The sequence below is a fragment of the Agrobacterium sp. 22-3639C2 genome, assembly GCF_053522105.1.
The window spans coordinates 28,720-51,055 of the sequence record NZ_JBNWDB010000002.1 but is presented as its reverse complement, the minus strand read 5'-3'; the positions used below and the strand labels follow the sequence as shown (position 1 = coordinate 51,055).

General features: G+C 59.2%; 21 protein-coding genes and 1 pseudogene. 4 read left to right on the top strand and 18 right to left on the bottom strand.

Annotated features, from left to right (window positions below):
- Positions 1-10 precede the first annotated feature (10 nt).
- The 9 genes from ACQZ6D_RS08030 to ACQZ6D_RS07990 all read right to left on the bottom strand — a co-directional run bounded on the left by ACQZ6D_RS08030 (position 11) and on the right by ACQZ6D_RS07990 (position 9,930).
- On the bottom strand, positions 11-1,651 hold the full coding sequence (locus ACQZ6D_RS08030; protein ID WP_111795251.1) for an acyl-CoA synthetase: 1,641 nt from the start codon (positions 1,649-1,651) through the stop codon (positions 11-13).
- A complete protein-coding gene (locus ACQZ6D_RS08025; protein ID WP_111789152.1) occupies positions 1,648-2,817 on the bottom strand; it encodes an acetyl-CoA acetyltransferase in 1,170 nt (389 codons plus the stop codon). Before ACQZ6D_RS08025 ends, ACQZ6D_RS08030 begins: the two co-directional genes overlap by 4 nt.
- On the bottom strand, positions 2,814-3,677 hold the full coding sequence (locus ACQZ6D_RS08020; protein ID WP_448730296.1) for an IclR family transcriptional regulator: 864 nt from the start codon (positions 3,675-3,677) through the stop codon (positions 2,814-2,816). The genes ACQZ6D_RS08025 and ACQZ6D_RS08020 overlap by 4 nt, the downstream gene beginning before the upstream one ends.
- Before the next feature lies 1 nt (position 3,678).
- A complete protein-coding gene (locus ACQZ6D_RS08015; RefSeq protein WP_026330943.1) occupies positions 3,679-4,482 on the bottom strand; it encodes an SDR family NAD(P)-dependent oxidoreductase in 804 nt (267 codons plus the stop codon).
- Between the two features lie 76 nt (positions 4,483-4,558).
- Entirely contained in the window at positions 4,559-5,569 is a 1,011-nt protein-coding gene (locus ACQZ6D_RS08010) for a TRAP transporter substrate-binding protein (protein ID WP_003517515.1), read from the bottom strand.
- Positions 5,570-5,634: 65 nt separating this feature from the next.
- Complete coding sequence (locus ACQZ6D_RS08005; RefSeq protein ID WP_448730297.1) at positions 5,635-7,512, bottom strand: TRAP transporter large permease subunit; 1,878 nt, start codon at positions 7,510-7,512, stop codon at positions 5,635-5,637.
- Between the two features lie 755 nt (positions 7,513-8,267).
- Positions 8,268-9,077 (bottom strand): cyclase family protein, encoded by an 810-nt coding sequence (locus ACQZ6D_RS08000; protein WP_065705487.1) that lies wholly within the window; start codon positions 9,075-9,077, stop codon positions 8,268-8,270.
- A gap of 300 nt (positions 9,078-9,377) precedes the next feature.
- Entirely contained in the window at positions 9,378-9,536 is a 159-nt protein-coding gene (locus tag ACQZ6D_RS07995; RefSeq protein WP_153793244.1) for a hypothetical protein, read from the bottom strand.
- Positions 9,514-9,930: an organic hydroperoxide resistance protein gene (locus ACQZ6D_RS07990; RefSeq protein WP_065705489.1), complete on the bottom strand. Its 417-nt coding sequence runs from the start codon at positions 9,928-9,930 to the stop codon at positions 9,514-9,516. The genes ACQZ6D_RS07995 and ACQZ6D_RS07990 overlap by 23 nt, the downstream gene beginning before the upstream one ends.
- Before the next feature lie 578 nt (positions 9,931-10,508).
- Between ACQZ6D_RS07990 and ACQZ6D_RS07985 the strand changes: the two genes are divergently transcribed.
- Both ACQZ6D_RS07985 and ACQZ6D_RS07980 read left to right on the top strand, forming a co-directional pair.
- Positions 10,509-10,757 carry a type II toxin-antitoxin system VapB family antitoxin gene (locus ACQZ6D_RS07985; RefSeq protein WP_006313527.1) on the top strand — a complete coding sequence of 83 codons (249 nt, stop codon included), beginning with the start codon at positions 10,509-10,511 and terminating at the stop codon, positions 10,755-10,757.
- Positions 10,754-11,167, top strand: coding sequence for a type II toxin-antitoxin system VapC family toxin (locus ACQZ6D_RS07980; protein WP_019566318.1), 414 nt, complete (start codon positions 10,754-10,756; stop codon positions 11,165-11,167). Before ACQZ6D_RS07985 ends, ACQZ6D_RS07980 begins: the two co-directional genes overlap by 4 nt.
- Before the next feature lie 14 nt (positions 11,168-11,181).
- Here ACQZ6D_RS07980 and ACQZ6D_RS07975 read toward each other — a convergent pair.
- From ACQZ6D_RS07975 to ACQZ6D_RS07940, 8 genes and pseudogenes are all read right to left on the bottom strand, one after another.
- Positions 11,182-11,316: pseudogene (locus ACQZ6D_RS07975) on the bottom strand (integrase); the annotation flags it as partial.
- Between the two features lie 113 nt (positions 11,317-11,429).
- Complete coding sequence (locus ACQZ6D_RS07970) at positions 11,430-12,746, bottom strand: ATP-binding protein (protein ID WP_448730298.1); 1,317 nt, start codon at positions 12,744-12,746, stop codon at positions 11,430-11,432.
- Positions 12,743-13,483: a response regulator gene (locus ACQZ6D_RS07965; protein ID WP_003508322.1), complete on the bottom strand. Its 741-nt coding sequence runs from the start codon at positions 13,481-13,483 to the stop codon at positions 12,743-12,745. The genes ACQZ6D_RS07970 and ACQZ6D_RS07965 overlap by 4 nt, the downstream gene beginning before the upstream one ends.
- A gap of 95 nt (positions 13,484-13,578) precedes the next feature.
- Positions 13,579-14,625: an alpha/beta fold hydrolase gene (locus tag ACQZ6D_RS07960; RefSeq protein WP_448730299.1), complete on the bottom strand. Its 1,047-nt coding sequence runs from the start codon at positions 14,623-14,625 to the stop codon at positions 13,579-13,581.
- A 201-nt stretch (positions 14,626-14,826) separates the two neighbouring features.
- On the bottom strand, positions 14,827-15,585 hold the full coding sequence (locus ACQZ6D_RS07955; protein WP_448730300.1) for an alpha/beta hydrolase: 759 nt from the start codon (positions 15,583-15,585) through the stop codon (positions 14,827-14,829).
- 46 nt (positions 15,586-15,631) lie between these two features.
- Positions 15,632-17,377 (bottom strand): cytochrome c biogenesis protein DipZ, encoded by a 1,746-nt coding sequence (locus ACQZ6D_RS07950; protein ID WP_448730301.1) that lies wholly within the window; start codon positions 17,375-17,377, stop codon positions 15,632-15,634.
- 183 nt (positions 17,378-17,560) lie between these two features.
- Entirely contained in the window at positions 17,561-18,070 is a 510-nt protein-coding gene (locus tag ACQZ6D_RS07945; protein ID WP_448730302.1) for a cytochrome P460 family protein, read from the bottom strand.
- Positions 18,071-18,199: 129 nt separating this feature from the next.
- The gene (locus ACQZ6D_RS07940; protein ID WP_112291158.1) at positions 18,200-18,637 is read right to left on the bottom strand and encodes a hypothetical protein; all 438 of its coding nucleotides are present in this window, start codon (positions 18,635-18,637) and stop codon (positions 18,200-18,202) included.
- Between the two features lie 347 nt (positions 18,638-18,984).
- On the opposite strand from ACQZ6D_RS07940, the gene ACQZ6D_RS07935 reads away from it, so the two are divergent.
- On the top strand, positions 18,985-20,073 hold the full coding sequence (locus ACQZ6D_RS07935) for a hypothetical protein (protein ID WP_111801588.1): 1,089 nt from the start codon (positions 18,985-18,987) through the stop codon (positions 20,071-20,073).
- 100 nt (positions 20,074-20,173) lie between these two features.
- On the opposite strand, the gene ACQZ6D_RS07930 is transcribed toward ACQZ6D_RS07935, so the two are convergent.
- Positions 20,174-21,382, bottom strand: a complete 1,209-nt coding sequence (locus tag ACQZ6D_RS07930; RefSeq protein WP_065663153.1) for an MFS transporter — start codon at positions 21,380-21,382, stop codon at positions 20,174-20,176.
- A gap of 274 nt (positions 21,383-21,656) precedes the next feature.
- On the opposite strand from ACQZ6D_RS07930, the gene ACQZ6D_RS07925 reads away from it, so the two are divergent.
- Positions 21,657-22,319: a hypothetical protein gene (locus ACQZ6D_RS07925; protein WP_448730303.1), complete on the top strand. Its 663-nt coding sequence runs from the start codon at positions 21,657-21,659 to the stop codon at positions 22,317-22,319.
- Positions 22,320-22,336: the final 17 nt, after the last annotated feature.

Here is a 22,336-nt window from a genome sequence, read left to right as displayed (position 1 = left end):
GTCACGCCTGTCAGCCTGTCCGTTTTTCTTCGAAAGCCGGCATCTGACCGCGTTTCTCCAGTTCCTCGCGGATCATTTTCTTGGTGATCTTGCCGTAGGCGGATTTCGGCATGGCATCCCAGAACACCACTGATTTCGGCAGCTTGTAGCGGGCCATCTTGCCTTCCAGATAGGCCTTCAGATCGATGGCGGCGATATCCGCGCCCTCGCGGGCCACGCACACGGCCACACCGACCTCGCCCCACACCGCGTCCGGCACACCCAGAACCGCAGTCTCGCTGATGTCAGGATGCATGAGGATTTTTTCCTCGATTTCACGCGGATAGATGTTCGAGCCGCCGGAAATATACATGTCGGAGGCGCGCCCGGTGATGTAGAGGAAGCCGTTCTCATCGCGATGACCAAGGTCGCCCGTGCGGAACCAGCCATTGCGGAAGGCTTTGGCATTGGCCTCGGGATTATCGTAGTAGCCGGCGAAAACGGCGGGACCGATTACACAAATTTCGCCGGTTTCGCCTGCGCCAACCTCCTCGCCAGCATCGTTCTGGATCTGCACTTCCATGGCGGTGCGGTCGAAGCCGCAGGTGCCGATGCGCGTTTCCGGACCGTCCTCGGCGTTATGAAAAGAAGGCGGCAGCACGGTGATGTTCCCGGTGACTTCACCCAGGCCGAAATATTGCACCAGCACCGGGCCGAGCTTCGCAAGCGCCCGTTTCTGGTCCGCGCGGTACATCGGCGCGCCGGCATAGATGACATAGCGCAGTGAGGAGTGATCGAAACGATCCACAGAGGGGTCTTCGACGAGCATCTTAAGGATGGTCGGTACAGTGAAGGCGTTGGTGATACGCCATTTTTCGATCAGCGCCCAGACGGCGGGCACATCGAGTTTTTCGGCTGCCGGAAGCACGGTTTTCGCGCCATGCGCCACCTGCACCAGCTGGTGTATGCCCGCACCGTGTGAAAGCGGGGCAACGACGATGGAGGCGTCGTCCGGTCCGGTGCCGGGCATCAGATCGCAGAGATGGTTGGTGATGACGAACGCCATCTGGCCATGGGTAAGCACTGCAGCCTTGGGCCGGCCGGTTGTGCCTGAGGTGAAGAAGAACCAACACGGGTCATCCCGATCCACTGCCTGGCTTTTGACTTTGTGCCCCATATGACGGGCCACGATGGCATCGTAATCCTCACCGAACTCAGCCGTGCCGATGGCGATGCTGAAATCGATCGTGCCCGCCTCATGGCTGGCTTTTGCATGATCGGGAAAAGCACTGGCGCAAATCATGCCGCGTGCGCCGCTGGCCTTTGCCAGATAGGCAACTTCATCGGGCGATTGACGGTAATTGGTCGGCACCCACACCGCACCCACGCGGAAGCATGCGAACATGGATTCGAACATCTGGTTGTTGTTGGAGGACTGCACCAGAATGCGGTCCCCCTTTCTGACGCCGAATTCAGTCTCCAGCGCATGGGCCATTGCGTCGACGCGGGCTTCCATTTGAGCCCAGCTCCAAGTCTTTTCACCCCAGACGAAACCGATATGGTCCGGGTTGCGGCGTGCCGCCTGCGTCAGAAAATGCGAGAGGTTCATCACCCGCGTGGTGGAGGGCGCAACCCCGCCCGCGGGATGCTGTACGGCACTTTGCGTCGTCATTTCACACGCTCCATGATCGAGACGTAATTGGCAACCGCCGTGCCACCCATGTTGAACACGCCAGCCAGGGAGGCATTGGGAATTTGCATGTCGCCTGCCTCGCCCATCAATTGCATCGCCGCCATGACATGCATGGAAACGCCGGTCGCCCCGACGGGATGACCTTTCGATTTCAATCCACCCGATGGGTTGATTGGCAGGCGTCCGGTCTTGAGCGCCGTTCCATCCTGGACAACGCGATATCCTTCACCGGGATTCGCAAGCCCCATGGCCTCGTATTCGATAAGTTCGGCAATGGTGAAGCAGTCGTGCGTTTCAACGAAAGAGAGGTCGTCGAGCGTTGCGCCGGCAAGTTCCAGCGAGCCGGCCCAGGCGCGGCGCGCGCCTTCGAAGGCCAACGGATCGCGACGGCTCAATGCCATGATGTCGTTGACATGCTTGCGGCCCCGGAAGCCGATGGCGCGGTTGAGTGTGGCTGCCGTTTCCTCGTCGGCCAAAATGATCGCGGCAGCGCCATCCGAAATCAGCGAGCAGTCGGTGCGGCGCAACGGGCCTGCGACGTAGGGGTTCTTGTCCGAAACCGTATTGCAGAAATCGAAGCCGAAATCCTTGCGCATATGGGCATAGGGATTGACCGCGCCATTGGCGTGGTTCTTTGCGGCAATCATCGCCAGCTCTTCCGAGCGGTCGCCATAACGTTGAAAATATGCCTGTGCGATGCGGCCGAACTGGCCAGCAAACCCGCCTGGAATATTGGCCTCCTCCGCACGGTAACAGGCGGAGAGCAGGATTTCGCCCACCTCTGCGGTCGGCAGCGCCGTCATTTTTTCGGCGCCGACAACGAGTGCGATGCGGCCGCGCCCGGCTTCGATGAAGTCCATGGCGCTATAGAGGGCGGCCGATCCTGTTGAGCAGGCATTTTCGAAACGCACTGCCGGCGTATAGGCGAGGCGCTCATCGCCCATCGCTACCAGAGCACCTTGAAAATCCTGTTTCGAGAAGCCATTGTTCATCACGCCCACGAAAATGCCGTCGATATCGCTGACATCGACGCCCGCATGGTCTATGGCCGGCGCCACGACCGAAGCCATCAGTTGCTCGGTATTTTCAAGGGCCGACTTGCCGAAAGGCGAATGCGCCCAGCCGACGATCTGCGCTTTGCTCATTTGCTCGTTCTCCTCGTTTGCCGTTTCGTGTCGCCTTCACCGCGCGTGCGGGCGCGGCTGGCCATCATTTCTGCGATGCGTGTCTCGATGCGGGTTACTTCCTCGCGCAGCAGCGCTGCGAGTTCCGGCTGGCGCTCCGGTCGCATGCGGCTGTCCACAGCGGCAATGCTAAACGCTCCCGCCACAGCGCCATCAGGCGCGCGGATGGCAACGCCAATACCCCAGGAATTAGAAAGGATCAGGCCGGGGTTGAGCGAATAGCCATTGGCTCTCGTCAACTCGACATCACGGCGCAGGCCCTCAAGCGTTATGCCGGGATAATTAGCGGCAATCAGCCCGCTATTGGCCGTAATGGTACTTTCCACCTCGGCGTCTGGCAGCGCCGCCAGCATGGCGAGCGAACCCGCACCAATACCCAAGGGGTGTTCGAAACCGGCCTGAAGTGCATGGGTGCGCACCGGCCAGGTGCCTTCTTCGCGGTAAAGGCACAGGGCAAATGTATCACGACGCACGGAAAGGAAGCTCGAATCCTCCGAGCGGCGGGAAATGCGCGTCAGGCCGTCCTGCGCCATTTGAAGAAGGCCAAACCGGCGCGATGACAGGCTGCCCAGCACATAGGTTTCTTCGCCGAGGTAGTAACGCCGCGTTTCCTCATCCTGCTCCACAAGGCCGGCGCGGATCAGAGCCAGCAGCAGGCGGCGGGCCGTGGGCTTGTTCAGTCCGCTTTCTGTCACGATGACCGAAAGCGCCACGCCGCGTTCCGCGTGCCTCCCGACCATGGAGAGCAGCGCCAGAGCCCGGTCCACCGCACGCGCGCCAGTCAGATCTTTTTCTACCGGAATCGTTGTTGTTGTTGCCATCTCAGGAAAACGCCCCCACCGCACAGCTTTGCCCGCCATCGACCGGCAAACAGACGCCGGTGATGAACTTAGCCTCATCAGATGCGAGAAAAACGGCGGCGCGGGCAATATCGAAGGCATCGCCCATGCGGCCCACCGGGACAGCCGCATTGCGCGCCGCCACCATCTCCTCGACAGACGCATATTGATTGCTGATCTGCTTGTAGATCAGTGGGGTGTCGATCATTCCCGGAAGAATGCAATTGGCGCGAATGCCCTGCCGGGCATATTGCATGGCCAGCGCCACAGTCGCCTGATTTACAGCTGCCTTCATGGCGTAATAGGCAAAATAGGGATAGCCGGTCCAGCGAATGGAGGCGAGCGACGAGATATTGACGATGGCCCCGCCGCCCTGCGCCAACATCACCGGCAACACAGCCTTGGAGGTACGATAAACGGAGCCGATATTGAGATCGACCGAGGCGCGAAAGCTTTCCTCATCCAGCTCAACCGGTCCGCCCATATGGGTCACGCCGACATTATTGTGCAGAATATCGATGCCACCAAAGGCCTCGCAGGTGCGGGCAACGGTGGCCGATACGGACTGTAGTTCAGTGACATCGGCGGCAACCGCAATCGCCTCCAAGCCTTCTCCGCGAATGATCTCAGCCGTCTCTTCGGCTGCGTCAGCGGATAGATCGACACAGGCTACGCGCGCGCCTTCGCGGGCAAATTGCACGGCCGCAGCCTTGCCGTTGCCAAAACCCGGCCCCGATGATCCTGCGCCAAACACAAGCGCGCGTTTTCCCGTCAGGCGACCTGTCAAAGCAGTCTCCATTCCAATCGTCAGACATAGTCGGGTTGGCCCCGCTACGGGCGGGGCCAGTTATTCAACAGGCCGGTCAGGTCAGGCTTGCACCAACGGCCTTTTCAAGAATGGCCCAGGCTTCATCGCCGTATTTGCCTTTCCACTCGGAATAGAAGCCTGCCTCTTTCAGCGCGGCGCGGAAAAGTGTCGCATCCGTGTCGTTGAAGGTCATGCCCTTGGAAATCAGATCTTCCTTGACCGAGGCATTGAGCTTCGCCACATCGGCGCGTTCATCCTTGCCCGACTGGTTGAGGTTTTTGGCGACGATGGCGCGCAGGTCATCCGGCAAACGCTCCCAGGCGCGCTTGTTGGCCAGGAACCAGAACCCGTCCCACATATGATTGGTGACCGAGCAGAATTTCTGCACTTCGAACAGCTTTGCGGTGGAAATGATCGCCAGCGGATTTTCCTGGCCATCGACCACACCGGTCTGCAGTGCAGTATAGACCTCGGCGAAATTGATCGAGGCAGGGGCGGATTTGAACGCCTTGAACATAGAGGTCCAGAGCGGGCTCACTGGCACGCGGATCTTAAAGCTTTCGAGATCGGCCGGCGTGGCGATGGGCTTGGAAGCGCTGGTGATCTGGCGGAAGCCGTTATCCCAGATGGTGTCCATGGCAACGAGATTCTGCTTGGCAATTTCGCCACGGACATATTTACCGAGATCGCCATCCATGGCCGCCCATACGGACTCGTAGTTCGGGAAGGCGAAACCGATGCCGCTGATGGAGGCGTTCGGTACCAGCGTCGACAGGATCAGCGGCGAAAGCGTGAAGAATTCAACGCCTCCAGAGCGCACCTGGCTCAAAACGTCTGTGTCGGCACCCAACTGGCTGCTGGGGAAGATGCTGATATTGACCTGTCCATCGGTCTCCTTGGCGATGCGCTCGGCGGCCTCCTTGGCGCGAATGTTCATCGGGTGCGCCGCAGGCAGATTGTTGGCATATTTATAATTGTATTGAGCAGCGCGGGCGCGCGACACGAAGGCGGTGGCCAGTACGGCGGAACCGGCGCCGGCGAGTATGGTACGTCTGTTGATATTCATTGCTTTCTCCTCCCAAAATAAAGCAGTTATCATTCATCGGCGTGGCGGGCGGACCCGCCACGGTCTCAGAGCAGAATGGTCGAAAATCCGGGGATTGCTGCAATCAGCAGCAGGCCGATGATCATGGCTGCGAGATAGGGCCAGATGGCACCCATGGCTTCGTCCGGCGACACGTTGCCGATCTTGCAGGCGATGTAAAAGCCGATACCGATGGGCGGCGCCATCAGGCCGATATTCATGGCGACCACCACGACCATCGAATAATGAATGTCATTGATGCCAAGCGTGCGGGCGATCGGGAACATGATCGGCGCGAGCAGAACGATTGCCGGCAGTCCTTCCAGGACGCAGCCCAGGATCATGAAAATCAGGATCGACACGACCATGTAGGTCATCCAGCCGCCCGGAAGATCGGTAATCATCGCGGTCAGCTGGAAAGCAAAGCCGCTCTGCGTCAACCCCCAGGCCATGGCCGATGCACAGCCGAGGATCAGCAGGATCGCCCCTGAAAGGGCTGCCGTCTCGACCAGCATCGAATAAAGCTTCCTGAGGCTGATGCCGCCATAAAGCACTGCGCCGACGATCATGGCGTAGAGCACGGCAATAGTGGATACTTCGGTTGCAGTGGCGACACCGCCGCCCACCAGGCTGCGGATGAGGAAGGGCAGAACGAGCGCCGGTGCGGCAATCAGGGCTGCCTTGCCGACCTGCGGCCATGGCGTGCGCTTTGCGCCTTCCATGTTTTCATCCCGCGCCTTCCAGCGGGCCAGAACGGCCAGCACCAGAAGCAGTACCATTGCAATCATGAAACCGGAGGTGAAGAGGCCGGCAATAGACACACCTGCCGCCGAACCCAGAACGATCAGCACGATTGAGGGCGGAACCGTATCGGCCATGGCGGCGCCGGTGGCCAGAAGCGCGATCATTTCCTTGGGTTTGTGGCCACGGCGCTTCATTTCCGGAAACAGCGCCGGTGCGACGGTTGCCATATCAGAAACCTTGGAGCCGGAAATGCCGGAGACAAGAAACAGAGAACCGAGCAGAACATAGGACATGCCCGCGCGAATGTGGCCAAACATTGAGGACAGAAGCTCGACAATCGCCTTACCCATGCCGGTTGCATCGAGCACGCACCCCAGCAGCACGAAGACTGGCACTGACAACAGAATGATGCCGGACATGCCCTCATCCATGCGCCCGATCATCACAATGGTCGGAACCCAGGTGGTGAAGGTCAGATAGGCGAGGGTTCCAAGGCCGAAGCAGAAGGCAATCGGAACGCCCAGCACCAGAAATACCGCAACGAACAGGCCGAGGAAGATCGCCAGATTAAAATTGCCGAGGGATTCCAGCATCGGCGATGCCAGATAGAGCAGACCGGAGGCAACCGCGACCGTTAAAAGGGCCGCAATGATATCGCGCAGATTTTCTCGTCGGAAGAGATTGTTGAGCACCAAAAGCAGCATAAGACAGGCGCCGACCGGCAACGCCGCAGCGCGAAACGACATCGGAATATTCAGCGCCGCTGACGTGACTACCCACTCCTCGATGGCGTATTCCATGGCGGGCTTGATGATTGCCGCAAGAAATGTCGCCACCAGCACCAGTGCCAGGGAATTGATATAGCCCAGAACACGTTGCGGGAACATGTTGAGAAACAGCGTGAGGCGCAGGTGTTCGCTGCGATCGATCGCGATTGCCGCGCCCAGCATGGCAAACCACAGAAAGCACAAGGACGCCGTTTCATCGATCCAGACAATCGGTAGATGCAGGGCATAACGTGACGTCACGCCCAGCAGAAGCAGGCCGATCATCACCGCCAGCAGCACCGCCGCCACGGCCTCGATGGGGCGCATGAACCAGGAGCCTGTTACCTGTCCGGTGTGCAACAGTTCGCCATCGAGTACAAATACGTCGTCATTCGCGTTTGCGGTCATGGTCATCGGGGCCTCCTCTCCCACAGAACAACCTTCGCAATGAACATGTCTGCAAAACAGGATGTCCGTGCCACGACCGCGACATCAGGATAGCTGTTGTTGCCAGACAGGCCAGACCCCTCCAAAGGTCTGAATGTATCGGGATATTGCCTCCACAATATGGACCGTTACAAAATCATGTATTCGGGATACACAGGAAAATTCATGAAATCAACAGTAAATAGACGGATTTATGCAGTTAATTTGTGCATCTATGAGGTCCATATAGTGGATCATTGTTGACTATAGCCCTCATTCCTCATGATCGCCTTGCAGCGCGGCACCCGGTTCAAAGGCCAGTCAATGCAAATCGTAACTACCGATTAGAGCAGGTCGCCAGACATCCGGGACGCCTGCGTCGCGTCACAGAGAGCCGGAAAACATGTCTGCCTGTCCTTAAACTGGCGGTGGTTGGAAAAGCTGCGACGTGACGACCGCTGGGCGCAATGGGAAAAATGATGGTGGTGCGGCTGAGCGCTCCCTAAACGGCAATACAGGCGTCGATTGTCCATCGAAACCTTCCCTTGCGGTGGTTTCTTGACCTAACGTTATGCGGCAAGAAATATGTTCTTCGCGACCTCACCGCTTGGAATTCTTCCTGTCAAGCGCGGGGCGACGTGTCGCCCAGCCTTTCCTTTGCGGCCGCGGCGGATGCTGAGCGGATTGATCTGATGCGGCAGGCAGGCGGTTGCTGGGTCCGGGGGCGCCCCGGCGTACTACGTTCAGACCAGAGCCAGAATCCGGGCCGGACCACCCGTTCCGCCTCGATGTGCAGGCGCACCGACGACGATTGTCGCGCCCTTTACCGGCAAAGCCTCAAGGTTGTTGAGGCCTTCGATGCCGTAGCGCCCTGCCGGGAGCCAGGAATTGTGAACTGCGAAATCGGCAGAGTTGCCAGGATCAAGCGAGAGCGTGTCGACACCGATTGCGACCGTATCGTGCTTGAGCAGAAGGTCGGTTGCCGACTTGCCGAAACCGGGGAAGGCAAATTTTCCGGCGTCGTCATTGCGGAAGGAGGGGCTCTTTACTCTGGTTGCCCAGCCGGAGCGCAGAGCGACGATCGAACCTGCCGGGATGTCGCCATTTGCGGATATCCAGCGCTCGATGTCTTCGGCCTCGATCGTGGAATTGGCATCCTCTTTTGCGCGGTCTGTGATGTCTATGATGACCAGCGGCGCGACAAGTTTCTGCGCTTCCAACTGATCGACACTCGCTCCGTCGGCGCTGAAGTGGAAAGGTGCGTCAATATGCGTTCCTGTATGTTCGTAGATCGTGAGTTTATGGAGCTGATAACCGTCCTTGGCGATCTCAGCTGCCCACTCGTATTCTATGCCCGGCTTGCCATCGAATGTAGGGAATGTGGAATCATATGTATGTGTGAGATCGATGACCTGTCTGGGTGTTTGCGCAAGTACCGGGGCCGCGAGGCTGCCAGCCGTCATCGCCGTTACACCGGCCACGGCGCCCTTGAACAGCAAGCGTCGCGACAGCATGTTCTTTTTCACGTTCTCGATCACGCAATGGTTGCACATACCTTAGTCCCTCCAGTGAAAATCCCTGATCGCAACCGTAGCGCAACGATGGAGTGAAGCAAGACATGACCTTCCCTGATTTTTGACCCGTGTTCAGATGGCGGTTTCGGCAGCCCGGCGTCCATAGGCAGTACCCGCTTGCCCACCGGCAGGCCGGTCTCCAATATCGTGAAAGGGTGGTGGACAGATTGTCCGCTTGCCACAGGGCGTTGCGCAACGCCATGGTGTTGTCAAAAGCGATGGAAGGAAGAAGTGAATGCGAAAACGGCCGCGGCGGGGCGCCGAGCCGTTTCCTTGAGGTCAGATCGATGAAACCGCGCCCAGAAGTCCCGCAAGCGGCGACGGCTCGTCGGATTTTGCGTCATATACGCATGGTACCGCAAATATCGCCGCAAACACGATGGCGATGACAAGCGCGCGGGCGGGAACCATCGGCTTAAGCGAGAATGAGCGTAACATCGATGTTCCCCCTGGTTGCCTTCGAATAGGGGCAGATCTGGTGGGCATCCTCTATTATCGTCTGCGCGATGGGACGATCGATACCGGGCAGGCTGACAGTCAGGCGAGCCTGCAGAAAGAATTCGCCGCCCGTCGTGCCGAGGTCAACCTCCGCATCGACAGTGGTGTCGGCTGGAAGCCGGAGCTGGTGTTTTGCCGCCGCTTTTGTCATGGCGCCGATGAAACACGCCGACCAGCCTGCCGCAAAGAGCTGCTCGGGATTCGTGCCCGGCTTTCCGCTGCCCGGAGGGGAAAGCTTGATGCCAAGCGCGCCATCATCGCTTTGCGCCGATCCGTCGCGCCCACCGGTCGTGTGGGTCTTGCCAGTATAAAGAACAGTCTCGATCTTGGTCACGGGAGGTTCCTTTCATTTTGCCGCTGTTGCGGCGTTTCGTGATAGGAGCTTTGTGACGGATCGGCGTATCCGGCATGTTTCCGGAAACTGCAAAACTGTATCGAAAAGTATCGTTGTTACTGGTCTTCAGACGCCACCTTTTCGATATTTTGGTGGGAGTTCTGCGGTGGGCAGGTCGGCGGCCCGTTTGGGGACCTGCGATGGATTGGCGGCTTGCCGTTTTGTCATGTTATTTTCGCGCATTTTTCAGGTGCTTTGTACAGATAAGAAATGCGCGAAAAAATGACCGGTTGTAAGCGTGTATGAGCTAAGTACAACGTCATCAGGCTCGAAATGCGGCGTTCGGTGGAGCTATGACATAACCTGCATCAAATGCACGTTGGCGGCCGTCTACAGCAGAAGTTGCTTAAAGCACGGCGTTCAGGGGGGGGAGGTGTGTTGTCTCCACGCGGAATGAACATGCATGATGGCCGAAACAAAGGGTGCGAAAAAACAACAGTTAGCCATCAAGATGGCAGATGCCATCTTGATGGCTACCTTCATTTAAGCTATATTCGATCCAGACGAAGGAGCACTCGATGGTAACCCCGCAACTATCTGTCCGCAGTTCCAAAGCGCGCGACCTTGCACACAAGCTCGCCCGCCGAGAAAATCGCACGATTGCCGATATCGTCGAGCGCGCGCTCGAAACATATGAGGCTCGTGAGGCAGGACGTGAACCCGCTGCGAAATTCTATAGTCGTCTTTCATCGCAGTCGGGCACGGATATCGATTTCGACAGTATCATCGATGAAAACAGACGCGCTCACAAAGGCGTCGAGCTTTGATTTTTCTCGACACGAATGTGATGTCGGAGACTTTGAAGAAAGCTCCCGATTCTGCAGTCATAGCATGGCTGGTTCGTCACGACGCCGAATTGGCATTGTCGACGGTTGCAGTTGCCGAGATCGCTTTTGGTATTCAAAAGATCAGGCCGGATCAGCGCGCCGATCGCCTGGAAGAGGGACTTGTGAGCTGGCGTCGCCGGTTCTCCGACAAGATGTTTGCCTTCACGGAAGAAGCAGCATTGGCCTATGGCGATATCATGGGAGAGGCTGCGCGGCAGGGGAGGGGGATGTCGGCTCCGGACGGCATGATCGCGGCGATAGCGCGGATCAATGGTGGCCGGTTGGCGACCCGAAACCTCAAAGATTTCGAGACGACAGGGCTCGAATTGATCTCGCCCTGGCAATTCTAACAGTGAGACCCGATCTACAAAAATCGGGCCGCTCGCCTGCTTCTCCGTGTAGCACTGTTATAATAGCTGGATGCTTGCTGGACGGATCGGTGGCGTGATTGCTCCATGGCTTCTGGCAGGGGAATTCCGCGGTTGGCAGCCTCGGTCAGGCGCACACACCATCTGGCGAAGTGCTTACTTCAGCTAGGGCCCAAGCTGTCGTTATTCCGGAGTCCGTGGTGATCAAATGATAAGGGATACTTATCGTTAATCTGCGTCCCTGTCAGGCAAAAGCCACCTCGGCTGCAAGCCCGCCGCCTTGCCTGTTATAGAGGCGCACCGAGCCGCCGATTGTTCCGGCGAGCTGCTGCGCGATCGCAAGTCCGAGTCCTGTTCCGCCGGTGTCGCGGTTTCTCGATGTTTCAATCCGGAAAAAGGGCTGCATGGCATTTTGCAGCATCTCGTCGGGGATGCCCGGCCCACGATCGAGCACCGTGATGACCACGGTGCCTTCAGTGCGCCGGTCGACGTTGATTTCCGCACTGCCTCCGAATTTGAGCGCGTTATCTATCAAGTTCGTCAGGATTCTTCGCAGGGCATGTGGCTTTGTCGATACTGTGCCGCGCACCATACCGTCAACCGTGACTGCTTTTCCGGTATCCTGATAGTCGTAGGCTATGCTGTCGATGAAAGAGGCCAGATCGATACGTGAGGATTTCTCGCCATTGCCATGAGCGCTGCGTGCATAAGCGATACCATCCTGTACTAGACGTTCGATTTCACGCAGGTCACTGACCAGCTTTTCCTTTTCCGGCGTATCGTCTGCCATGTCGGCCCGCAACCGCATCCGGGTGATGGGCGTCTGCAGGTCGTGCGAAATCGCCGCAAGAATCTGGACCCGCTCCTCGAGATATTGGGCGACGCGATCGCGCATTGCGTTGAAGGCGCGGGCGGCGTGGACAACTTCGCTTGGGCCGCTCTCACTCATCGGCAACCCCTTTTCCCCCGGATCCAACGCTTCGGCTGCCGCAGCCAGCGCGCTGAGCGGTCTGGTCGTCTGTCGCACTGCAAACCAGGTGCACAGAAGTAGAAGCGCCATCTGCGCGGCGAAGACATAAGGCAGCCACTCCGCCAGCGGCATCACGCCGCGCGGTGTCACGTCAATTGTGAGGGGCGAGCCGTCCGATAGCGTCAGATGCGCCTGAAGCCGCTTGCCGTCGCCGGGAATGGACTCGACCTTGACGGGGAAACGGTGTCCTGCGGCCTCCTCGATCCTCTGCGCAATTTCAGCGCCGCGGCCAGACATGTCGGAAACACCTGGAACACCCGGGCCGAGGACGAGCTGATAATTGCTGCGGCTCAGGCGATGGACCCATTGCGCCCGCTCTTCCGCAGGCAGGCGGTCGATTATGGCGATCGATACAGCCAGATCCTGCTCAAGAGTGCCGAGCATGACCGCCTTTGCCGACATATATCGTTCGGCAAAGAGGATGCTGAACGACAGACCGTAGGCAATGGCGAGGCCCGCAAACAGGATGATGAAAAGTCTGGACCGCAACGAGCGCGGCCACCAGCCGGCGAGCAGGCGTAGGCCGTTCATATCCTCGGCTCCGAAATCTCCACGGGCACCGCAAAGACATAGCCTTCCGCCCGCACCGTCTTGATGTAGACGGGTTCGCGCGCGTCATCCCCTAGCCTTTGGCGCACGCGGCTCACGAGAAGATCGATCGATCGGTCGAAAAGTTCGGCATCACGGCCCTGAGTGAGATTTAACAGCTGGTCCCGGTTGAGGACGCGCTGGGGATGATCGATGAAGACCCTAAGGAGCCGGTATTCAGCGCCGCTCAAGGCCACGGTCGTGCCCTCCCTGTCGAGCAGGTGACGGCCCACCGTGTCGAGGCGCCACTCACCAAAGGTCAGGAGCTGCCCGGCCTCGCTGATCTGCAGATTGGGAGGCAGCATCCGCGTGCGGCGCAGTATGGCTTTGATACGCGCAAGAAGTTCGCGGGCAGCGAAGGGCTTCGACAGATAGTCGTCGGCGCCCATTTCGAGCCCGATAATGCGATCCATCTCGTCATCCCGGGCGGTCAGCATCAGCACCGGCGTGGCTTTGTGTTTCCCCGCCCGCAACTCGCGGCATAGAACTAGCCCGTCATCGCCAGGCATCATCACGTCGAGCACGATGAGATCGACGGTATTGCCGTCGAGAAAACTTCTCATCTGCCGTCCATCGGCCGCCACGCTCGTACGCAGGCCGTTCTTCTTCAGGTAGCTGGAGACCAGCTCCCGGATTTCCCTGTCGTCGTCCACGACGAGAATATGGTCGATATGGTCCATTGGATGCCTTCGTCGTCCGGACGGTTCGAGTGGCCCGCTACCGCGCGCCCCGCTGTCACATGCAGTAAGACAACGGTTCGCGGGCTTCGGCAAGTTTAAAGCTTTGCGACGTCCAGAACAGCCCTGGCAAAAGCCTCTGGCGCTTCCTGCGGAAGGTTGTGGCCTATGCCACCGCTGATGTTGCGGTGCTGGTATTTGCCGGAAAACTTTGATGCATAGGCGGAAGGGTCCGGATGCGGAGCACCGTTGGCGTCGCCTTCCAATGTTATCGTCGGCACGGTGATGACGGGAAGTTTTGCAAGCTGGCGCTCGTAATTATCGTACTTGGCTTCCCCGTCTGCCAGTGCCAACCGCCAGCGGTAGTTATGGATGGTGATGGCCACATGGTCGGGATTGTCGAATGCGGGGGCCGAACGATTGAAGGTCTCGTTACTGAATTTCCAGGTCGGAGATGCCGTCTGCCAGATCAGGCGCACGAAGTCGCGGGTGTTCGCTGCGTAGCCCGCACGGCCGCGTTCCGTCGCGAAATAGAACTGATACCACCACGAAAGTTCCGCCTTGGGCGGAAGTGGCTTTCTATTGATTTCCTGACTGCCGATGAGATAGCCGCTGACCGATACGAGCCCGGTGCAACGCTCGGGCCAGAGTGCGGCCATGATGTCGGCGGTGCGAGCGCCCCAGTCATAACCTGCCACGACGGCCTGTTTGACGCCGAGTGCGTCGAGAAAGGCAATCATGTCGACCGCAAGCGCTGCCTGCTGTCCGTTGCGTGCCGTGTCGTCCGAGAGAAAACGGGTCGTGCCATATCCGCGCAGATAGGGGATGAGTACCCGATATCCAGCCGATGCAAGGATGGGTGAGACATCAACATAGCTGTAGATGTCATAAGGCCATCCGTGCAGCAGCAGCACGACCGGGCCGTCTGCGGGGCCAGCTTCTGCGTAACCGACGCTGAGTACACCCGCTTCAACCTGCTTCAGGGCGCCAAAGGAGGTGGCTCCGTCGCGTCCGGTTGACGGCTGAGGCGAAGGCGCTTCGCCCTTGGCATGAGCAAGGCCTACTGAAGCGAATTCGACGGCGGCAACCGTCATTGCGGCAATGCCAAAGAAGCGGCGGCGCTGGAAATTGATCTCGGAAGTCATTGGCTGTCTCTCCTGTCCGTGTTGGATGCCGGGCAGGTAACAGGGTGCGTGTATCGTCGATGTGTCCCAAGGGAGGCGAATGTGAATGGTTTTGTAGCAGGGTGCATTCCGGATACAGACTGATACATTTGGCTCGCCCTTCCAACGCAAACAGCCGCCCCGGTGTCTGGGGCGGCTGCATTTGATCTTACGGAGGTGCGCTTACTTTGAGGATTGCCGGGCGGCCTGTTCGATGACGTCTGCAACCTTATCGGGCTGCGAGGCGAAGACCGCATGGCTTGCCGCAATCTCGGTCACCGCACTGCCGGCGCGCTTGGCCATGTCACGCTCGAGATCGGGGTTGATCGACCTGTCCTGCGTTGCGACGATCGACCAGCTTTTTTTGGTTTTCCAGGCGGGTTCGCCGGCTTTGGCGGCAAAGGCGGCCTTGGCGGCGAAGACCTGACTGCTTGCCATGAATGTCGCGTCCTCACGCGGAAGATCGCTGGCGAAATCTTGTCCAAAGACGGCCGGATCGAGATAAAGGAACGCGCCATCCTTCGTCGGCTTGATGCCGTTGCCGGCCGGCCGTTTGGAGCCGGCGATGTCGAGAAGGCTCTCTCCCTTCTTCGGCTGGAAGGCGGCGACATAGACCAGCCCGGCCACATCCGGCCGGTTACCGGCTTCCGAAATCACCATGCCGCCGTAGCTGTGCCCGACGAGCAGGCTGGGGCCCTGCTGGAGATCGAGGACACGGTTGGTGGCCGCTACATCATCGGCAAGCGAGGTGATTGGCTCCTGCACGATCGTGACGTTGAAACCGCGGCTTTGAAGGATCTCTGTCGCGCGGCGCCAGGCCGAGCCATCGGCCAGCGCGCCATGGACTATGACGATATTCTTCACCTCCGCCGCATGTGCGGCAAAAGCGATCAGTGCGGTTGCGATGGCAATCGCGAATTTTGGCATGAGACGACGGTGCATCATGTTTTTCCTTTGGTTTAATGTGAAAGGGAAGGAAAATGCAGATTCAGCCAAACGTGAAGGCATAGGCCTGCACGCCGGGGTCGAGGAAGCGGATGGCAAAGGTTCTCGCTTCGACGGTGCCGGACTGGCGGACGAGCTGGTAAAGACGGGTTGAGGTAACAACGCCGTTGCCCTCGGCGTCCGTGTCGATGCCGTGATCTGCGCGCGGCGGATGCCCGTCGATGGTGACCTGGAAACGAACCGGTTTTCCGGCGCTTGCCGGCCCAAGGACCAGATGCAGGTCACGGGCGCTGAAGCGGTAGGTTATGCCGCCATCAGCCGCATCAAGTGTGGCCGCCTCCGCGCCAACCGTCCAGGTACCGGAAAGTCCCCATTCGTTGAGAGAAGGCGTCGTGACGGAGTAGTCGCGCGGCGTGTCCGCGCGCACCGCCTCGTTAGATGCAAAATTCTCAGCCTGTCGGTAGCCGATATAGGTTTCGCCGGAGCGCATGTGCCCGATATCCGCACCGGCTTCAGCCCCTGTCGTCTCCGGACTCACCGGTGCACTGGAGGAAGCGCTACTACCGGCTTCACGCAGCAGGTCCTGGATCGCCTCTTCGGTCTGCCGGTAGTTGCCCTCGCCGAAATGGTGGTAGCGGATCTGGCCCTTGGCATCGATCAGGTAATGCGCCGGCCAATAGCTGTTATCAAAGGCGCGCCAGATCTTGTAATCATTATCGATCGCCACCGGGTAATCGATCTTGAAGCCGGCGACGGCCTGCCTGACATTGTCGATCTTCTTTTCAAAGGCGAATTCGGGTGCGTGGACACCGATGACGACGAGGCCCTGGTCCCGGTATTTGTCCGCCCAGGCGCGCACGTAAGGAATGGTGCGGATGCAGTTGATGCAGGAATAGGTCCAGAAGTCGATGAGGACGACCTTGCCACGCAATTGTTCGCGCGTGAGCGGCGGGGAATTGAGCCACTCGTTGGCGCCATCGAGGGATGGAGCCTTGCCCTCAACCGGCAGCTCCGACCGGGCCGCAGCAGCGCTGGCGCTGGCGCCCGCCGCTTCAGGCGCTTTGGCGGTGTGGAGCCGATCGAGCACCTGCTGTTCGAAGGATGCCGTGCTCGCATAGGAAATCTGCGACAGGAAACCTGTATCCAGACCGAGCGCGATGACCGTGACGCCGGCAAGCACCGCCGCGCCAAGCGCCTGGCGGATCCGCTCGCTAAAACCCAGAGACCGCTTCATACCCGCAAATACCCGGCCGCCGATGAGGATGGCAACGGCAAGGGATGTCGCTGCCCCGGCGGCATAGGCGGCAAGCAGCAGGCTCGTTTCCAGATTGGCCCCCTTCAGGGCCGCCCCCGTCAGGACAAGCCCGAGGATTGGTCCCGCGCAGGGTGCCCACAAAAGGCCGGTGGCGATGCCGAGTATCAGCGAGCCCGCAAGCGTCGGTACTGACCCGGGCTTGCCGGCGGCATTGGCGAGCCGGTTACCGAGTTCAACGACCGGGCGGGTGATGATGCTGGCCGCGCGTGGAGAAATCAGGCCGACGCCGAAGACCGCAAGCAGCGCAAGAGCCGCGAGCCGGCCATATTCATTGGCGCTGATTGCCCAGCTGCCGCCCACCGCCGCCAGCGTCGCGACGGCGCAAAAGGTTGCCGCCATTCCCGTAAGCAGGGGCAGCGTGCTGCGCAGGAACGGTTGTCCCGCCCGCGCAAAAACGAAGGGAAGGATGGGCAGGATACAGGGGCTGAGAATTGTCAGCGCTCCTCCGAGATAGGCAATGATCAGAAACGTCATCATCGTGTCCTTTCAGGCTGGGGTTCGCGGCTCCGGGCGGCGAAGGCGACCCGGCGATGGCACCAATTTCCCGGCGTCACGTATCCCCGATGTGTCGGGGCTTCGGTGAATTTGTAATCGAGTGTAGAGGCCGCCTTTCCGCGAACAGTCGCGAAAGCGAAATCGCCGGAGCCCCGGCATCGGTTACTGTACATATCGCGTAAAGACGAAATCATGGTCCTTGACGTTGCCCTCGTGGCAGGAGAGGCACGTCTCATGCTGGGCGGCATCCACCGGCTTGCCGTTGACAAACCGCCCGAAGCCCCAGCCGTGGCTGGCGGCATATTTCCTGGAGTCCTTCACCATTACCTGCACTGTGGTCGCCGCGCCCGGAACCGTGGCCGGCGGAAACTCCGTGGATTGCTGCCGCTTATAGGCGAGCTTCACCAGTATCGAGCCGTCGGGGAAGGGCAGGGTTCCGCTCTTATAGGCTTCGACGGCGACATCGTTTGCCAGAACAGCGCGAAGCTCGTCCAGCGGCGGCGCTTCCTGCGCGGGCGCGATGAACTTCCAGTCACGATATCCTTCAGGAAGCGTGACACCATAGATGGGAGAAGCAAGTTCCGGCGGCGTGTCCGCTGAGCTCGAATAAACGGTTCCAAAACCTGCTGCCGCACCCGATAGGGCAACGGCGAAGAAAATCTGCCTCTTCATGGGATATCCTGCCTGATCCGAAATAGATCAGGCAATGATCTGCCCCGCAGGTATCCGGCATGTTTCCTGAAACCCGCATTTATGTATCAGATCGTAGCAGTGCGCAGTGCCCCCGGAGGCATGTCACGCTTAAAGGCCGGCGAGCACGCTCACGTCATCGTCTTTTGGAGCCTCCATCGCGAACTTTATCGCCTTCTGGATCTCGTCCTCGATTGCCTTCCTCTCGTCGGGTGGCATGGCGGCAAGGTCGCCTTCGGACAATCCCCGCGCCTCCAGGTATTGGGCCCGGATTTTCTCGCCAAGGCTCATATTTGCCCAGCGGCTAAGCTCGTCCTCATCCGAGCCTGTGCCGCTGCCCTCAAGCGGCGTCTCTTCTATTCCGCCCTCTTGCTCCCGGAGCGACCAGAGTGCGTTGGCAAGATTGGAGGAGAGCGAAGGCGCGGCGCCCCCTCCGATCAACGATGCCGACCGTTCGGGTGTGGTATTCGGCACGGCTTGGGGAACGTCCTGTGGCCGCGGGCGTATGTAAAGCGAGGCGGTGGAGCCAATTCGATCGATTGCAGACATGGTATATCTCCTTCCGTCGCAATCTGGTTCGGGTGGCTTGTGTCTGGCTGGTCATGCTGCTTGCCTGCGTTCGGCGACGTCTCTTTGGCGACCACGAGCACATTTCTTTCGTCACCTCGCCGGCGGAATTGCGCAAAATCATTCCGAAGCAACGAGAAGTCGTGAAACTTTTTGGAGCGCGGCGAGTTTGGTGAAGGAGCAATCAGCTCGCATGTCCCACTGCATATAATCGCCGCTACGCGGAGGATTGATCGTCCATTCGGAGGAGATCGCATGAATTCCATCATCTATCTAGTCGGCCTCGTCGTCGTCGTCCTGTTCATCCTCTCATTGTTGGGACTACGCTGATGGTTGATCCAACGGGTATCGAAACGAATCCAAACCGCAGCTATGTGGATTGGCCAGCGATTTTCGCTGGTGCCGTAATTTCCTCGGGCGCCATGGCTATTCTCACCGCATTTGCGGGCGGCCTGGGGCTGAGTTCAATCTCGGCGGATAATGGTGGCGAGGTCAGCACAGTCTGGCTCATTATAACCGCGCTCTTCGTCATCATTTCCATGGTCGGCTCCTACATGCTGGGTGGCTATATTGCCGGCCGCATGCGTCGGCCTGCCGGCGCTGCCGACAGGAACGAACTGACCGTCCGCGATGGTGTGAATGGCCTGGTGGTATGGGGTCTCGGCACGGTCGTCTCTGCGTTTCTCGCGCTCGGCGTGCTGTCCGGTGGTGCCAAGGCTGTCGGCAGCGTGGCGCAGACCGCTGTTGAGGCAACGGGTTCCGCAGTCGGTGGCGCCGTTCAGGGTGCTGGCCAACTTGCGGGCGGCATTATTTCCGGCGCTGGCAGTGCGGCAGGTGGTCTGGCGCAAGGCGCCGGTCAGGCTGCAGCGCCCAGCATCGAGCAAATGCTTCCGCAGGGCCTGAAAGCCAATCCAATCGACTATTTCACGGATAGTCTTTTGAGAACCGATGCGCCCACCGCCCCTCTGACGGGTGACCAGAGCGCCGGTGACTATCAGCGCCAGATCAGCGGCATCCTCGGCAATCTGCTTGCAACCGGTGAGATATCCGATGCCGACAAGACATGGCTTGCCAACCAGGTCGCTGCCCGCACGAACATCAGCCAGACGGATGCGCAAACGCGCGTAAACCAGACGGTTGAACGCGTGCAGGCCGTCAGGGCGGAAGCGCAGAAGAAGGTCGATGAAGCGCAGAAGCAGGTCGAAACCCTGAAGGCTGAGGCGCAGAAGGCGTTGGACGATGCCAAGGCCAAAGCTGCGGATGCCGCGGAAAAAGCGCGCGTCGCAGGCATTCTGACCGCGTTCCTTCTGGCCGCTTCCGCGCTCGTTTCTGCCGCCGCTGCTTATATCGGCGCAGTACATGGCGGCCGCCACAGAGACGAAGGCCGTATCTGGGGTGGTCTTTCCTACCGCAAGTAACCAAAGCGACGGCAAGAGAAATCGTCTTGTCACAAATGTCCTGCCCGGACCAAATTCCGGGCAGGACTTTCGTTTTAGGTATCTGCCGTCACGGACAGGGTCAATCGCGGCGCTGCAGCAAGGCAAGTGCGACTGTGGATGCCGCCAGGATCGCGGTCAACGCCAGCGGCGCAGTGGCACCGTAGGAATCCACGATATAGCCGCCGACAACCGCCCCGATACTGATAGCCACCTGGAAAGAAACAACCATCAGGCTGCCTGCCGCTTCCAGAGCATCGGGTGCGCCGCGGGAAAGGTTGGTCGGCAGCACCACGGGTGCCATGCCAAAGGCAAGACCCCAGAGCGCGACGAGCGCGAATGCGGCGCTGCTATGAACACCCCATAGGACGAGGGCGATTGTTGCAAATGCCATCAGGGCGGCGGTAACGATGAGCGCGAGGCGGATGCTGGTGTCGGCCATGCGGCCCCCCAGCACGTTGCCGATCACGGAAGCAACGCCAAAGCCGAGCAGGGCAAGAGCAATCGGCGTGGTCTCAAGCAGCGTCACCTGTTCGAGGAACGGACGCACATAGACCGAACCGGCAAAATGCCCCGTCATAAGCAACAGGATGGCCAGCATCCCCAGCTGAACGCTGCGCCGCCGCGTTAGGCGGAAAACATCGGAAAGACTGTTGCTTGTACTTGCCGGCAGCGAGGGCAGGCTGAATATTTGCAGTAGCATGGCAATGACGGCAAGTCCCGCCGTCATCGACATGGCAATGCGCCATCCCACCCAGTCGCTGATCAAGGCGCCCATGGAGGGAGCTGCAATGGTGGCGAGTGAAACGCCGAGTGTGACGATAGCCATGCCGCGCCCGGTCGAATTCGCGCCAACGAGCCGCGCCACGACAGCAACTGAAAGCGCCCAGAAGCCGCTGAGCGCAATACCCAGTCCGGCCCGGCCGACCAGCAATAGCCAGAAATCCGCAGCAACTGATGCGAGAATGTTGGAACCGATCGCCAGCGCGCTGAGACCGACAAGCACGGTCTTGCGGTTCAGTTTGCCGATGAGAACATTGCTCAGCAAAGCGGTCACAGCACCTACTGAGGCCGTCGCGGTGACGACCTGTCCCGCCGTACCCTCCGTAATGCCGAGATCGCGCGCCATGGGCGTCAACAACCCCGCTGGCAGAAACTCGGCCGATACCAATGCAAAGCTGGTGGCCGCCATCGAAAGAACCGCGAACCAGGTTGCGGCGGTCCATGCGGGTTCCTCTGCGGCCTCCAGGCCAATCGTTGACCCATCAAATTCTGACGTCGTGTCCGTCATGGTGTCTCTCCTTGATTTGGGAGAGTTTTATCCGAATTTTTTCGGATGATCTGTATCTAAAAATCCGAATTTCATACCTATTCCTCCGAATTTTGTGCGTCGCACAATATTCAACGGCGCATGTGCGCGGCTTTTGAGCGGAGACTGGGAATAGCTTTAGCCCGGACTATCGATTTTGGGGTGTCAATGCGGCATTGATCATTTTCACATCGCGTCTGCCCTTGGCGACCTCGCGGTCAAAACACGTCGCATAAAGCGCGGTTCCACTCTGATCATGGCAGCGCCGCGTGGCGCTATCGGAAATCATCTTTTCAACATCAAGCGGCTGCGATTTGACCAGCGGCCCCTGCTGTCGCCAAAACCGGATGAAGATCTGACGGTCATACGGGCTGCCGCGTCCAAGGTGATACTTGCAGGCAGGGGCCAGGCTGCGCGAGACCTCGCCGAATTTGCCATCACTATCGCCGGAGACCGCCCGGAGCGGCATAGCCGGGCGCTTTTAACTTTTGCCGACATCTATGCTCGGCTCGGCATGAAAACAGAGGCTTTGGTCGCGCTCGCCGCCATGTTAGAGATCTCAGGCGATGCGACGTGGGATCAAATCTGGTTTGAGTCAAACCTTCTGTTCCGTATGCTGCGGGATGCCGGAATGTCCCATTTCGGCTTGCCTGTGCTTGAGCGATCCAAAGAAGCCCTCTGCAAAGCAGATTGTTGCACACGGGAGTGCGGCTGTCATTGCTCCCGCTTGGCCAATCCTTTTTTCGTAGCCAAACCTTGGCTCAAAGGCTTTATTACAACTTGGCGCTCCGGAGACATGCTGCTCGATGCTTATCACAAGGCCAACCTTGAGGTTGCCCATAGCAGTATCTGGGACCCAAAGCGCACACTTTCCATGACCCTCTACGGCGATTCATTCGTCAAGGGCGAGTACAACTAGACTCTAAGGGACATCCA

What these genes read in the sequence shown, in the direction of transcription:
- ACQZ6D_RS07940 (WP_112291158.1), bottom strand. Translation starts at nt 18,637, where the DNA reads ATGTCTGCAATCGATCGAATTGGCTCCACCGCCTCGCTTTACATACGC.
- ACQZ6D_RS07930 (WP_065663153.1), bottom strand. Translation starts at nt 21,382, where the DNA reads ATGACGGACACGACGTCAGAATTTGATGGGTCAACGATTGGCCTGGAG.
- ACQZ6D_RS08030 (WP_111795251.1), bottom strand. Translation starts at nt 1,651, where the DNA reads ATGACGACGCAAAGTGCCGTACAGCATCCCGCGGGCGGGGTTGCGCCC.
- ACQZ6D_RS08020 (WP_448730296.1), bottom strand. Translation starts at nt 3,677, where the DNA reads ATGGCAACAACAACAACGATTCCGGTAGAAAAAGATCTGACTGGCGCG.
- ACQZ6D_RS07925 (WP_448730303.1), top strand. Translation starts at nt 21,657, where the DNA reads ATGGCAGCGCCGCGTGGCGCTATCGGAAATCATCTTTTCAACATCAAG.
- ACQZ6D_RS07995 (WP_153793244.1), bottom strand. Translation starts at nt 9,536, where the DNA reads ATGTTACGCTCATTCTCGCTTAAGCCGATGGTTCCCGCCCGCGCGCTT.
- ACQZ6D_RS08005 (WP_448730297.1), bottom strand. Translation starts at nt 7,512, where the DNA reads ATGACCATGACCGCAAACGCGAATGACGACGTATTTGTACTCGATGGC.
- ACQZ6D_RS07985 (WP_006313527.1), top strand. Translation starts at nt 10,509, where the DNA reads ATGGTAACCCCGCAACTATCTGTCCGCAGTTCCAAAGCGCGCGACCTT.
- ACQZ6D_RS07960 (WP_448730299.1), bottom strand. Translation starts at nt 14,625, where the DNA reads ATGACTTCCGAGATCAATTTCCAGCGCCGCCGCTTCTTTGGCATTGCC.
- ACQZ6D_RS07965 (WP_003508322.1), bottom strand. Translation starts at nt 13,483, where the DNA reads ATGGACCATATCGACCATATTCTCGTCGTGGACGACGACAGGGAAATC.
- ACQZ6D_RS08025 (WP_111789152.1), bottom strand. Translation starts at nt 2,817, where the DNA reads ATGAGCAAAGCGCAGATCGTCGGCTGGGCGCATTCGCCTTTCGGCAAG.
- ACQZ6D_RS08010 (WP_003517515.1), bottom strand. Translation starts at nt 5,569, where the DNA reads ATGAATATCAACAGACGTACCATACTCGCCGGCGCCGGTTCCGCCGTA.
- ACQZ6D_RS07950 (WP_448730301.1), bottom strand. Translation starts at nt 17,377, where the DNA reads ATGACGTTTCTGATCATTGCCTATCTCGGAGGAGCGCTGACAATTCTC.
- ACQZ6D_RS07970 (WP_448730298.1), bottom strand. Translation starts at nt 12,746, where the DNA reads ATGAACGGCCTACGCCTGCTCGCCGGCTGGTGGCCGCGCTCGTTGCGG.
- ACQZ6D_RS07955 (WP_448730300.1), bottom strand. Translation starts at nt 15,585, where the DNA reads ATGCACCGTCGTCTCATGCCAAAATTCGCGATTGCCATCGCAACCGCA.
- ACQZ6D_RS07945 (WP_448730302.1), bottom strand. Translation starts at nt 18,070, where the DNA reads ATGAAGAGGCAGATTTTCTTCGCCGTTGCCCTATCGGGTGCGGCAGCA.
- ACQZ6D_RS07935 (WP_111801588.1), top strand. Translation starts at nt 18,985, where the DNA reads ATGGTTGATCCAACGGGTATCGAAACGAATCCAAACCGCAGCTATGTG.
- ACQZ6D_RS08000 (WP_065705487.1), bottom strand. Translation starts at nt 9,077, where the DNA reads ATGTGCAACCATTGCGTGATCGAGAACGTGAAAAAGAACATGCTGTCG.